The 12041-nt window shown below is 76.2% G+C and carries 10 protein-coding genes; 2 read left to right on the forward strand and 8 right to left on the reverse strand.

Features of this window, described 5'->3' with window-relative positions:
* Window positions 1-8 precede the first annotated feature (8 nt).
* From WJX68_RS18915 to moeA, 4 genes are all read right to left on the reverse strand, one after another.
* Complete coding sequence (locus WJX68_RS18915; RefSeq protein WP_340292829.1) at window positions 9-2294, reverse strand: AAA family ATPase; 2286 nt, start codon at window positions 2292-2294, stop codon at window positions 9-11.
* 20 nt (window positions 2295-2314) lie between these two features.
* Window positions 2315-3319, reverse strand: a complete 1005-nt coding sequence (pssA, locus tag WJX68_RS18920; protein WP_340292831.1) for a CDP-diacylglycerol--serine O-phosphatidyltransferase — start codon at window positions 3317-3319, stop codon at window positions 2315-2317.
* A gap of 10 nt (window positions 3320-3329) precedes the next feature.
* A complete protein-coding gene (locus WJX68_RS18925) occupies window positions 3330-4046 on the reverse strand; it encodes a phosphatidylserine decarboxylase (protein WP_340292833.1) in 717 nt (238 codons plus the stop codon).
* Between the two features lie 542 nt (window positions 4047-4588).
* Window positions 4589-5827 carry a molybdopterin molybdotransferase MoeA gene (gene moeA, locus WJX68_RS18930; RefSeq protein WP_340292835.1) on the reverse strand — a complete coding sequence of 413 codons (1239 nt, stop codon included), beginning with the start codon at window positions 5825-5827 and terminating at the stop codon, window positions 4589-4591.
* A gap of 219 nt (window positions 5828-6046) precedes the next feature.
* Between moeA and groL the strand changes: the two genes are divergently transcribed.
* Window positions 6047-7675: a chaperonin GroEL gene (gene groL / locus WJX68_RS18935; protein WP_340292837.1), complete on the forward strand. Its 1629-nt coding sequence runs from the start codon at window positions 6047-6049 to the stop codon at window positions 7673-7675.
* An 84-nt stretch (window positions 7676-7759) separates the two neighbouring features.
* Here groL and WJX68_RS18940 read toward each other — a convergent pair whose 3' ends face one another.
* Window positions 7760-8725, reverse strand: coding sequence for a helix-turn-helix transcriptional regulator (locus WJX68_RS18940; protein ID WP_340292839.1), 966 nt, complete (start codon window positions 8723-8725; stop codon window positions 7760-7762).
* 62 nt (window positions 8726-8787) lie between these two features.
* On the opposite strand from WJX68_RS18940, the gene WJX68_RS18945 reads away from it, so the two are divergent.
* Complete coding sequence (locus WJX68_RS18945; protein ID WP_340292841.1) at window positions 8788-9390, forward strand: TIGR03086 family metal-binding protein; 603 nt, start codon at window positions 8788-8790, stop codon at window positions 9388-9390.
* Between the two features lie 49 nt (window positions 9391-9439).
* Here the strand turns inward: WJX68_RS18945 and WJX68_RS18950 are convergent, their stop codons facing one another.
* The 3 genes from WJX68_RS18950 to WJX68_RS18960 form a co-directional block, all read right to left on the reverse strand.
* Window positions 9440-9742: a PspC domain-containing protein gene (locus WJX68_RS18950; protein WP_340292843.1), complete on the reverse strand. Its 303-nt coding sequence runs from the start codon at window positions 9740-9742 to the stop codon at window positions 9440-9442.
* A gap of 92 nt (window positions 9743-9834) precedes the next feature.
* Window positions 9835-10047, reverse strand: coding sequence for a hypothetical protein (locus WJX68_RS18955; protein WP_340292844.1), 213 nt, complete (start codon window positions 10045-10047; stop codon window positions 9835-9837).
* Between the two features lie 83 nt (window positions 10048-10130).
* Window positions 10131-11792, reverse strand: coding sequence for a DNA repair helicase XPB (locus WJX68_RS18960; protein ID WP_340292846.1), 1662 nt, complete (start codon window positions 11790-11792; stop codon window positions 10131-10133).
* Window positions 11793-12041: the final 249 nt, after the last annotated feature.

Genomic DNA, 12041 nt, shown 5'->3' on the forward strand with positions numbered 1-12041 from the left:
CCGGCGGGTCACCCCTCGCTGCGGCGCCGCGCGTAGTCCTCCAGCTCGGCCACCTGCGCCGGGTCCAGCGACGGCCGCACCGTGCGCCGGGCCGTGGCCAGGTGCGCGGCCGTGACCTCGCCCGCGTCGAGCGACTCGCGCATCGCGGTCAGCGCCGCCTCGCGCAGCAGCGCCGCGCAGTCCGCCGCCGAGTAGCCGTCCAGGTCGGCCGCGAGCGCGTCCAGGTCGACGTCGGCGGCGAGCGGGACGTCGCGCCCGGCCGCGCGCAGGATGTCGGCCCGCGCGGGTGCGTCCGGCGGCGGCACGAACACCAGCCGCTCCAGCCGGCCCGGGCGCAGCATCGCGGGGTCCACCAGCTCGGGCCGGTTGGTCGCCCCGACCACGACGACCTCGCGCAGCGGGGTCGCGCCGTCCAGCTCGGTCAGCAGCGCGGCGACGACGCGGTCGGCCACCCCGGCGTCGGTCGAGCCGCCGCGGCGCGGGGCGAGGGCGTCGACCTCGTCGAGGAAGATCAGCGCGGGGGCGGCCTCCGCGGCCCGGCGGAACAGCTCGCGCACCGCGCGCTCGGACTCGCCGACGTACTTGTCGAGCAGCTCGGCGCCCTTCACCGCGAACACGTTCAGGTCGCCGGAGCCGGCCAGCGCGCGGAGCAGGAACGTCTTGCCACCGCCGGGCGGGCCGTAGAGCAGCACCCCGCGCGGGGCCTCGACGCCGAGCCGGGCGAAGGAGTCGGGGTGGCGCAGCGGCCACAGCACGGCCTCGGTCAGGGCCTGCTTGACCGCGGTCATGTCGCCGACGTCGTCGAGGGTGAGGCCGCCGCTGCCGAGCGTCCCGCCGCCGGACAGCGAGATGGGCCGCACCGAGCCGACGGCGTCGAGCAGGTCGGACTGGCGGACCTCCTCCGTGGCCGCCGGGGCGGCCGGGTCGGCGGCACCCGGGCCCGCGCCGCGCAGCGCGGCGGTGACCGCGGCCTCGCGGCGCACCGCGGCCAGGTCGGCGACGACGAAGCCGGGCGTGCGGGCGGCGACCGCACCGAGGTCGACGTCGCCGGCCCGGGGCACCCCGGCCAGCAGCCGCTCGAGCAGCGCGCGGCGGGTCGCGGTGTCGGGCAGCCCGACCGACAGCTCGCGGTCGACGAGATCGGGGGCGCGCAGCCGCGGGTCGAGGCCCTCGGGCTCGGAGCTGGTGACGACCAGCGCGGGCCCGCCGCGCGCGGTCGCCGCGCGCAGCTCGTCGAGCACCAGGGTGGCCAGCGGCGGCGGGTCGGCCGCCGGGAGCAGGGCGTGCGCGTCGTGCAGCAGCAGGACCGCGGGCCCGCCGTCGCCCCGGGCACGGCCGATCGCGGCCCGGACGCGCTCGGCCGCCGCGGCCGGCTCGACCGCGGCGACGGCGGGTCCGACCAGCTCGACGCAGCGGGCGCCCGCGGCGGCCGCCGCGCTGCGCACCAGCGTGGCCTTGCCCGCCCCCTCCGGCCCGGAGACGAGCACGCCGAGCCGGGCGTCGCCACCGAGCCGGGTCAGCAGTTCCGGGTGGCGGAACATGAGCTCCAGCCAGTCGAGCAGGCGGCGTGCGACGGGCTCGGCGCCCGCGAGCTCCTCCAGCCCGAGCGCGGGCTCCTCGGTCGTGGCGGCGCCGGCGGTCCCGCCCGCGGCGGGCACGGCGGGTGCCGGTCCGGCGGCGGGCAGGCCGGGGGCCGGGGGCCGGGCCGCGACGGGGGCGCCGCCGGCGTCACCGGTGCCGGCGCCGCCCTGCCAGCCGACGACCGTCGACGGCGTCACGACGACGGGCCCGTCCGGGTCGGCGACGGCGACCGTCAGCAGCTCGGTGGTCCAGGTGCCGCCGACCGCGGCGGCCAGCGCGCGGCGCACCGAGCGGGCGTCGGCGCCGGGTGGCGGGGCGATGTCCTGGGGCAGCAGCGAGACGGCGTCGCCGCGCAGCAGGACCTTGCCCATCAGCGCGAGGCGCAGCGTCGCCGGGGCGACCGTCGCGGCCGTCAGCGCCGAGCCGACCAGGCGCACCTCGCGGGCCGGGGTCACCGGCGCGGGGGCGAGGACCACCGTCGCGCCGTCGGTCAGCCCGGCGTTGGACAGGGTCACGTCGTCGAGCCGGGCCTGCCCGTGCGGGTCCGCCGCGGCCCCGGCGACGGCCAGCGCCGCGGTGACCCGCGACCCGGTCAGGGTGACCGCGTCCCAGGACCGCAGGCCCAGCGCGGCAAGCACCTCGGGGTGCAGCCGGACGACCCCGCGGCGGGCGTCGGCGGCGGCGGGGGCCAGTCGGGCGACCAGCTGCAGCACGGTGGGCCTCCGGGGGTCGGTCAGCGGCGGCGCAGGCCGAGGCGGCGCCCCGACCCGCGGGGCGCGGCGGCCACACCCGGGCCGCGCGGGTCACGGGCGGTGGTGTCGCGCCGCACGTCGCGGCGGGCCTCGCCCTCCGGGTCGAGCCGGCGCCGGACGCCGCGCGCGACGGCCCCCGCCCGGCCGGCGACCCGGCGCCGCAGCGGCGGGCGCAGCCCGAGCCGGCGCGCCGAGCGGGCCGCCCGGGCGACGGCGCGGCGCTGGCGGGTCGGCACGTCCCACGCCTCGGGGTGGTGCGACAGCCACCGGTAGCGGTACGCGGTGTAGGGCAGCAGCAGCAGGTAGGCCAGCCCGGCGACGGCGATGCCCAGGAACGGGATCGTGATCAGCACCGCGACCACCGCCGCGACGCCGACGAGCAGCCAGCGCGTGGTGCGCGGGGAGACCCGGACCGTCTTGAGCGAGAGCGTCGGGATCCGGCTGACCATCAGCGCGGCCGTGACCAGCGCCCACCCCGCGACGAGCGGGCGCTGGGACCACCAGCCGGTCCCGAAGTGCAGCCACAGGTACATCGGGATGCCGGCGGTCAGGGCCGCGGCCGGGGCGGGGACCCCGACGAAGAACTCCCGCGCGAACGGCGGGGCGCTGTCGTCGTCGATCAGGGTGTTGAAGCGGGCCAGGCGCAGCGCCATGCAGACCGCGAACACCAGCGCGACGATCCAGCCGTAGCGGGTGCCCTCGAAGGCCCAGATGTAGATGACCAGGGCCGGGGCGACACCGAAGGAGACCAGGTCGGCCAGCGAGTCCAGCTCCGCGCCGATCCGGCTGGACGCGTCGAGCAGCCGGGCCAGGCCGCCGTCGAGGGCGTCGCAGAGGGCGGCGGCCAGGACGGCGACGATCGCGAAGTCGAAGCGCGACTGCAGCGCGAAGTAGACCGCCGTCAGCCCGGCGCAGAGGTTGAGGACGGTGACCGCGTTGGGCAGCAGGCGCACGCCCGCGGGATAGCCACCGGCGGGGCGGGGCATCCCCACGTCCTCAGCCCGCCGCCGGCGCGACCGGGGCGACGGCGCCCAGCACCGTCTCCCCGCCCACCGTGCGCTGCCCGGGCCGGACCAGCGCGGTCGTCCCGGGCGGCAGGTAGGTGTCGACCCGCGACCCGAAACGGATCAGGCCGAAGCGCTCGCCGGCCGCGACCTCGTCGCCGTCGTGCAGGGCGCAGACGATCCGGCGGGCCAGCAGCCCGGCGATCTGCACGACCCCGACGGCGACGCCGTCGGCGCGCTCGACGGTGATCGCGTTGCGCTCGTTGTCCTCGCTCGCCTTGTCCAGGTCCGCGGACAGGAACTTCCCGGGCGAGTACTGGACGCGGCGGACGCGGCCGTCGACGGGCACCCACTGGACGTGCACGTCGAGCACCGTCAGGAAGATCGAGACCCGGGTGTGCGGCTCGCGCGGCAGGTCCAGCTCGGCGGGCGGGACCGCCTCGGTGACGGTGGCGACGGTGCCGTCCGCGGGTGCCAGGACGGCGTCGGTGCGCCGCGGCGGCACGCGCACGGGGTCGCGGAAGAACAGCGCGGTCGCGGCGGTCGCGAGCAGGCCCGGCCAGGTGCCCCGGCCGGTGAGCGCCCGCACGCCGGCGGCGGCGAGCGCCACCCCGGCGACGATCGGGCGCCCACCCGGGTGCATCGGCGGGATCGCGTCCCGGACCAGTCGGGCGATGTGGGTCGGCGAGGTCCCGGTTCCTTCGGCCATGGCGGGTCGTCGGCTCCTGATGCTCCGGTACGGGATCGCCAACGCTACGCGGGGGCCTGCGGCGCACGACCGGCGGGACGACCGGGACACGCCGGGCGGGCGCGGGTCCCCGCCCCGGACGCCGGGGACTGGCAGGATCGACGTTTCGTGCTCCGCACCGGGGCTCGCGGCGCGCGGCCCTGCGGGCCCGGTGGAGGCAGTAAAAGGGCCGGGGCCGTCGTCCCCCGAGACGACGACCCCGGCCGTGGAACCGCTCGTCCGCTCCCCAGCGACGGGCGGTGGGTCCTGTGCTGTGAAGGGTCTACCCCTTCACAGCAGAAAGTATTCCTCTCCGACGACCGGCAGTCCAGATCACGATGGATGTCCACCGTGATCTACCTCTTTCGGCCGAACGGACACCCACTACGACGTCGCGCGGCGTGAGATCGTTGCCCCGTCGGCCTATGAAACAGCTCACACTTTCGGCGCAGCACCGCCTCCACGCGGGTGGCGAGGCCGTCGCGGACCGCAGTGACGCACGGACGGTGGCGAGCCGGTGTCGGCTAGGCGTCGAGCAGCCACACGGCGACCGGCTCGCCGTCGGCGACCGTGGTCGCGTCGACCGGCACGTCGATGAGGCAGTCCGCACGGGCCAGCGCGGCGATCAGGTGCGAGCCCGCGGACCCGACCTCGGCCACGGTGCCGGTGGCCGCGTCGAGCAGGCCGCGCCGGAACTGGCGTCGCCCGGCGGGCGAGGACAGGCCCCCGGACAGCCGCGCGGTGACCACGGGGCGCGCGGGCGCGGGGTGCCCGGCCGCGGCGCGCAGGGCCGGGCGGACGAAGGCCTCGAACGACACCTGCGAGCTCACCGGGTTCCCGGGCAGCGTCACGACCGCGACGCTCGTGCCGCCCAGCTCGAGCCGCCCGCACCCCTGCGGGCCGCCGGGCTGCATCGCGACCTTGCCGAACTCCACGCCGTGCCCGGTCATGGCGTCCTTGACGACCTCGTAGGCGCCCGCGCTGACCCCGCCCGAGGTGAGGACGAGGTCGACGCCGTCGCCGGCCCGCTCGGCGAGCACGGCACGGAAGCGCTCGACGTCGTCGGGCACGAAGGAGAGCTGCTCGGCCGTCGCGCCCGCCTCGCGCACCGCGACGGCGAGCATCGTGCCGTTGGACTCGAAGATCTGGCCGGGCCGCAGCGTCCCGCCCGGCGCGACGAGCTCGGACCCGGTGGACAGCACCAGCACGTGCGGGCGGCGGCGGACCGGCAGCACCGCCCGCCCGACGGCGGCGGCGAGCCCGATCTGCGGCGCGGCGAGCACGGTCCCGGCCCGCAGCACGGTCTCCCCGGCCGCCGCGTCCTCCCCCGCCCGGCGCACGAAGGCACCGGCCTCCGGGGCGGCGCAGATGCGCACCCGCTCGACCCCGGCGTCGGTCCGCTCGACCGGGACGACCGCGTCGGCACCCGCGGGCACCGGCGCGCCGGTCATGATCCGGGCGACGGTGCCGGGCGCCAGCGCGGGCACGTCGGTGCGACCGGCCGGGATGTCGGCGGCGACGGTGAACTCCAGCGGCGCGGCGTCGCTCGCACCGGCCAGCTCGGCGGCGCGCACCGCGTAGCCGTCCATCGCGGAGTTGTCGAAGGGCGGCAGCGCCACCCCGGCGGCCAGGTCCTCGGCCAGCACCCGCCCGCTCGCGTCGGCGAGCGCGACGGTCTCGGTCCCGGTCGGCGGCAGCAGCGCGGCGACGGCCGCGGCGTGCTGCTCGACGGTGCGCGGGCCGGCGTCGGACCAGGTGCTCATGGGCCCATCCTGCCCGCCCCCGGCGGGCGCCCGCAGCGGGGCGGGGCGCGCTTGCACTCACCCCGGGCGAGTGCTAGAAACGGGCTCAGCATCCACTGGCACTCGTGTCCGTGGAGTGCCAAAGATCGGGTCGGTGAGTCCGGCGCAGGGTAGCCGGGCGTCCGTCGCGGGCACCGCATCCGATCACTCGACTCACCTCTATCGGAGGGCAACACCCCCATGGCGAAGCAGATCGCGTTCGACGAGGAGGCCCGTCGGGGCCTCGAGCGGGGCATGAACACCCTCGCCGACGCCGTCAAGGTGACGCTGGGCCCGAAGGGCCGCAACGTCGTGCTCGAGAAGAAGTGGGGCGCGCCGACCATCACCAACGATGGTGTGTCGATCGCCAAGGAGATCGAGCTCGAGGACTCCTGGGAGAAGATCGGCGCCGAGCTGGTGAAGGAGGTCGCCAAGAAGACCGACGACATCGCCGGTGACGGCACCACCACCGCCACCGTGCTGGCCCAGGCGCTGGTCCGCGAGGGCCTGCGCAACGTGGCCGCCGGCGCGAACCCGATGTCGCTCAAGCGCGGCATCGAGAAGGCCACCGAGGCCGTCTCCCAGGCGCTGCTGAAGAGCGCCAAGGAGGTCGAGACCAAGGAGCAGATCGCGGCCACCGCGTCGATCTCCGCCGCCGACAAGCAGATCGGCGAGCTGATCGCCGAGGCGATGGACAAGGTCGGCAAGGAAGGCGTCATCACCGTCGAGGAGTCGCAGACCTTCGGGCTCGAGCTCGAGCTCACCGAGGGCATGCGCTTCGACAAGGGCTACATCTCGCCCTACTTCGTGACCGACGCCGAGCGCATGGAGGTCGAGCTCGAGGACCCGTACGTCCTGCTCGTCTCCTCCAAGATCTCGACCGTCAAGGACCTGCTCCCGCTGCTGGAGAAGGTCATGCAGTCGGGCAAGCCGCTGGCGATCATCGCCGAGGACGTCGAGGGCGAGGCCCTGGCCACCCTGGTCGTCAACAAGATCCGCGGCACCTTCAAGTCCGTCGCCGTCAAGGCCCCGGGCTTCGGTGACCGCCGCGAGGCGATGCTGGCCGACATGGCCATCCTGACCGGTGGCGAGGTCATCTCGGAGAAGGTCGGCCTCAAGCTCGACACCGCCGACCTGTCCCTGCTGGGCACCGCCCGCAAGGTCGTCGTGACCAAGGACGAGACCACCATCGTCGACGGCGCCGGTGACGCCGACCAGATCGCCGGCCGGGTCAACCAGATCCGCGCCGAGATCGACCGCACCGACTCCGACTACGACCGCGAGAAGCTCCAGGAGCGCCTCGCCAAGCTGGCCGGCGGCGTCGCCGTCATCAAGGCCGGCGCGGCGACCGAGGTCGAGCTCAAGGAGCGCAAGCACCGCATCGAGGACGCCGTCCGCAACGCGAAGGCGGCCGTCGAGGAGGGCATCGTCGCCGGCGGCGGCGTCGCGCTCATCCAGGCCGGTGCGGGCCTGTTCGAGGGCCTCGGCCTGGACGGTGACGAGGCCACCGGCGCGAACATCGTCAAGGTCGCGCTGGAGGCCCCGCTCAAGCAGATCGCGGTCAACGCCGGCCTCGAGGGCGGCGTCGTCGCGGAGAAGGTCCGCAACCTGCCCACCGGTGAGGGCCTCGACGCCGCCACCGGCGAGTACAAGGACCTGGTCAAGGCCGGGATCATCGACCCCGCCAAGGTGACCCGCTCGGCGCTGCAGAACGCGGCCTCGATCGCGGCCCTGTTCCTGACCACCGAGGCGGTCATCGCCGACAAGCCGGAGAAGGGCGGCGGCGCCCCCGCCGACCCGACCGGCGGCATGGGCGGCATGGACTTCTGATCCACGCCTGCTCACGCAGCAGCATCGTCCGCGGGGGCGGTACCGGTTCGCCGGTGCCGCCCCCGCGGCGCGTTCCGGGGCGGTTCAGCCCAGCCCGTCGACGACGGCGCGGGCGCGGGCGCGCAGCGCGTCGCGCAGCTCCGGCGGGTCCAGCACCCGCACCCCGGGCAGCAGGGGCCACAGCACCCGCACCGCGTGCGCCAGGTCGCCGAACGCGGCGGTCACCTCCAGCACGCCGTCGCGTTCCTGCAGGGCGTCCACGGTGACCGCGCCGAGGGCCTCGCGCCGTCCGGCGGGCAGCGTCAGCCGTACCGGCAGGCCCGGGCTGCGCGACCGGAAGTCCGCGCGCCTGCGCTGCCACAGGGCCTCCAGGTCGACCCCCTCGGGACGGCGGGCCGGCTCGTCGAGCGGCTCGGCCCGCTCGATCCGGGACACGCGGTAGGTCCGGTCCGCGCCGTCGCGCAGCGCGAGCAGATACCAGAGCCCGGACGCCTGGACCAGGCCCACCGGGTCGACGACGCGCTCGCCGGCCGGTCCGGGAGCCGCACCCGGCCGGCCGCCCGTCCGGTAGCGGATCCGCAGCCGCACCGCGCCGAAGACGGCGCGCTGGACGGCGGCCAGCACCTCGGGCGGCTCGGCGTCGACGGGGTCGCGCAGCCAGCCGCCGCGCCGGACGAGCACCCGTCCGGCGGCCTCCCCGGCGCGCTCGCGGGCCGCGTCCGGCAATGCCGCGACGATCTTGCGCATGGCCGAGGCGAACTCCGGTCCGAGCCCGAGCGCGCCGGGGGTGCCCGTCGCGCCGGAGCCGAGCAGCGCGACCGCCTCGGCCGGGGTCAGCCCGGTGAGATCGGTGGTGAAGCCCGGCAGCAGTGCGAACCCGCCGTGGCGGCCCCGCTCGGCCCAGACCGGGACGCCGGCCGCGGACAGGGCCTCGACGTCGCGCAGGACGGTCCGCTCGGACACCTCGAGCTCACGGGCGAGGACGGCGGCCGTCGTCCGGCCGCGGTGCCGCAGCAGGAGCACGAGGGCGAGCAGACGGTCGGCGCGCACGGCTCCGAGAATGGCAGGAAATCCTGACAGGAGGTGTCAGGATCGAGCGGGACGCTGGCGCCATGACGACATCGACGCAGGACACGACCACCGACCCCCGACCCGCCTGGTTCGCCGCCCTGGACTGGGTGACGGGCCTGGCCCGCGCCGTCCCGCCGGAGCGGATGGCCGACCCCACGCCGTGCGACGGGTTCGACGTCCGCACGCTGCTCGCCCACCTGGTGACGACGCTGCGCCGGCCCGCGGCGATGGCCGCCGGGACCGACCCGACGGCCGCCCCGCTGGTCAGCGAGGACGTCCTCGACGACCCCGCGGGCGCCTACGTCCGCGAGGCCGCCACCCTGCGCGCCGCCTGGTCGGGCGACGACGGCGCCGCCCTGCTCGGCACGGTGCACCGGCTGCCGTTCGGCGAGGTCCCGGCCCGGGCCGCGCTCGCGGTGTACCTGAACGAGACGCTCGTGCACGGGTGGGACCTCGCCGTCGCGACCGGGCAGGACCCGGAGGCCGACCCGGAGCTCGCGGGTACGGCGCTGCGCACCGCGCAGGCGTTCCTCCCGGCCGACCGGCGCGGCGGCCCGGTGCCGTTCGCGGCGGTGGTGGAGCCCGCCGCGGACGCCGGGCCGACCGAGCGGCTGGCGAACTGGTCGGGCCGGACGAGCCGGTGACCGGCGGCGCGTCGCGGCTCCCCCTCGCGAACCGCGACGCCCGCCCCGGTCACGCCGCCGGGGCGACGATCCAGGCGGCGAGGTAGACCAGCGCCGCCGCCCCGCCGGTGAGCAGGGTCAGCGCGAGGACGGCGATGCGCAGCAGGGCCGCGTCGACGCCCAGGTCCGCGGCGAGCCCGCCGCAGACGCCGCCGAGCATCCGGTCGGTGCTGCTGCGGCGCAGCCGGAAGGACGTCAGCCGGTCGGCGACGGCCGCGCCCGCGGGGCGGTCGGCCGGGCCGGTGCCGTCGGCGGTGCCGGGACCGGCGGAGGCGGGGGTGGGCGTGGAGTCGGTGCTCGCTGTGCTGTCCATGCGACCAGCCTGTCCCGCCGGCCGGTCCGTGGACTCGGGATCGCCCCGGAGCCCGTCCCGGATCCGGCCGGGTGCGGGTTCGGGGTCGTCCCTCAGGGCAGGCGGGGCGGCTCGGTCGGGCCGCGCTGCTCCGGCGGGGCCGCCGGCGGTGCCCCGGGCCGTCCCGGTCCCCCGGGCGCGTCCCGCGGCGGGTCGGGCACCTGGCGCTCCCGCATCCGGATGATCCGTCCGACGAGCAGGGCGAGCAGCACCGCGGCCACCACCCAGACGCCGATCCCGGCGAGGACCCACACGGCGGTCGACATGTGCCCCTCCCGTCCGGACCTGCGGCGACGCCGCCCAGTGTGCCCGTGATCGCGCCCGGCGGAGGCCCCCGATCGGGGGGGTCTCAGCCGGCGTCGGGCAGCGCGGGTCCGAGCAGGTCGTCGGCGTCGACGATGCGGTAGGCGTAGCCCTGCTCGGCGAGGAACCGCTGGCGGTGCGCCGCGTAGTCGGTGTCGACCGTGTCGCGCGAGACGACCGAGTAGAAGTGCGCCTGCCGGCCGTCGGCCTTGGGGCGCAGCAGCCGCCCGAGGCGCTGGGCCTCCTCCTGCCGGGACCCGAACGTCCCGCTGACCTGCACCGCGATCGTCGCCTCCGGCAGGTCGATGGAGAAGTTCGCGACCTTCGAGACGACCAGGGTGTCGATCTCGCCGTTGCGGAAGGCGTCGAACAGCTTCTCCCGCTCCTTGTTGCGGGTCGAGCCCTGGATGACGGGCGCGTCGAGCTTCGCCCCCAGCGCGTCGAGCTGCTCCAGGTAGGCGCCGATGACGAGTGTCTGCTCGCCGGGGTGCCGGTCCAGGATCGCCCGTACGACGTTGAGCTTGGTGTCGGCCGTGGACGCCGTGCGGTAGCGCTCCTCCGCGTCCGCGGTCGCGTAGGACATCCGCTCGGCGTCGGTCAGCGTCACCCGTACCTCGACGCACTCGGCGGGCGCGATCCAGCCCTGCGCCTCGATGTCGCGCCACGGCGCGTCGTAGCGCTTGGGGCCGATGAGGGAGAACACGTCGCCCTCGCGGCCGTCCTCGCGGACCAGGGTGGCGGTCAGGCCGAGCCGGCGCCGCGACTGCAGGTCGGCGGTCATCCGGAAGACCGGCGCGGGGAGCAGGTGCACCTCGTCGTAGACGACCAGGCCCCAGTCGCGGGAGTCGAACAGCTCCAGGTGCTTGTACTCGCCCTTGGTCTTGCGGGTGACGACCTGGTAGGTGGCGATGGTGACCGGGCGGATCTCCTTCTTCTCCCCGGAGTACTCGCCGATCTCGTCCTCGGTCAGCGACGTCCGCGCGATCAGCTCGCGCTTCCACTGCCTGCCCGAGACCGTGTTGGTGACCAGGATCAGGGTGGTCGCGCCGGCCCTGGCCATCGCGGCCGCGCCCACCAGGGTCTTGCCGGCCCCGCAGGGCAGGACGACGACGCCGGACCCGCCCTCCCAGAACCCGTCGACCGCCTGCTGCTGGTAGTCGCGCAGCGTCCAGCCGTCCTGCTCGAGCTCGATCGGGTGCGCCTCGCCGTCGACGTAGCCGGCCAGGTCCTCGGCCGGCCAGCCGACCTTGAGCAGCGACTGCTTGAGCCGTCCCCGCTCCGAGGGGTGGACGACGACGGTGTCGTCGTCGATCCGTGCGCCCAGCATCGGGCTGATCTTCTTCTGGCGGAGGATCTCCTCCAGCACGGCGCGGTCCAGCGCGGTGAGCACGAGGCCGTGCGCGGGGTGGTTGGACAGCTGCAGCCGCCCGTAGCGGCCCATGGTGTCGACGACGTCGACCAGCAGCGGCTGCGGCACCGGGTAGCGGGCCCAGCGCACCAGGGCGTCGACGACCTGCTCGGCGTCGTGCCCGGCGGCGCGGGCGTTCCAGAGCGCCAGCGGCGTCACCCGGTAGGTGTGGACGTGCTCGGGCGCGCGTTCGAGCTCGGCGAAGGGCGCGATGGCCGCCCGCGCGGCCGCCGAGTCGGGGTGGTCGACCTCGAGCAGCAGCGTCTTGTCGGACTGGACGATCAATGGGCCGTCGGTCACGGAACGAATCCTCTCGACGCCGGAGAACGGGGGAACACGGGTCCGCCGGGCACCGAGCGGAGACGAGCGGTCGGCGTGTGTCACGTCACGTGACCGGGACGCAACCGGAGCTACGCCACTCGGGAGACGACCGTTCCGGGGGCTAGACTCGGCAGCCGTCCGTCACGCACAGACGGGACCCTGCACGATCATATCCGCCCGGCTCCCCCGGGACGCGGCAACCGCCGCGCCCGTGTCGGGCGGACCGGT

The sequence above is a fragment of the Pseudonocardia spirodelae genome (assembly GCF_037727765.1).
Classification (GTDB): Bacteria; Actinomycetota; Actinomycetes; order Mycobacteriales; family Pseudonocardiaceae; genus Pseudonocardia; species Pseudonocardia spirodelae.